The organism is Mycobacterium sp. WUMAC-067, assembly GCF_020217485.1.
In the GTDB taxonomy this organism is placed as follows: domain Bacteria; phylum Actinomycetota; class Actinomycetes; order Mycobacteriales; family Mycobacteriaceae; genus Mycobacterium.
In genome coordinates this window covers 1-626 of record NZ_JAEKMI010000182.1, presented here as the reverse complement: position 1 = coordinate 626, position 626 = coordinate 1, and the positions used below count along the sequence as shown (strand labels likewise).

Sequence of the window (626 nt, the reverse complement as noted above, 5' to 3'; positions counted from 1 at the left end):
CAGCGCTCCCTTAATGTTGTTCCGGCCGGGGACGGGGCGGTTACCTCAATTCCGGTGGGGCGCACCACCACCCCCTACACTCTGAATAATGCGCTACAAGATTTAGGCAAAGTCGCCGGTGGGGTGGACAGCGAGCAATTGGCTCAGGCGATGGGGGTGCTCACCGACGCCCTGCACGAGGCCACTCCCCAGCTAAGAAGTGCGCTCGAGGGTATTACAGCATTATCGAAGACGATCAATAACCGTGACGAACGTATCGGTCAACTCCTGTCCCATACCCAGCATGTGTCACAACTTTTGGCTGACCGGGCCGGCCAGATCAACCAGCTGATTGGTAACGGCCGCGACCTGTTTGCGGCGCTGGCCGAACGAAGACAGCAGTTGGGCGTTCTCATCTCGGGGATCCGTGACGTTGCGCGGCAAATCTCGGGCTTTATCGCCGACAACCGCACACAGCTGGGGCCATCCTTAAAAGAACTCAATCTCGTCCTGGACAATCTCAACTCGCGACAGACCCAGATTGGCGAATCATTGAAGCGACTTCCGGTGTATTCCACCGAGCTTGGAGAGGTAGTCGGGTCGGGTCCGGGCTTCAGCGTCAACACGTACGGTCTGCCGCCCGCGAC

1 protein-coding gene is annotated in these 626 nt (G+C 58.8%); it reads left to right on the top strand.

The features are described from left to right. Positions 1 to 54 precede the first annotated feature (54 nt). On the top strand, positions 55 to 626 hold a 572-nt coding region (locus tag JF781_RS28125; protein WP_225341376.1), incomplete at its 3' end, for an MCE family protein.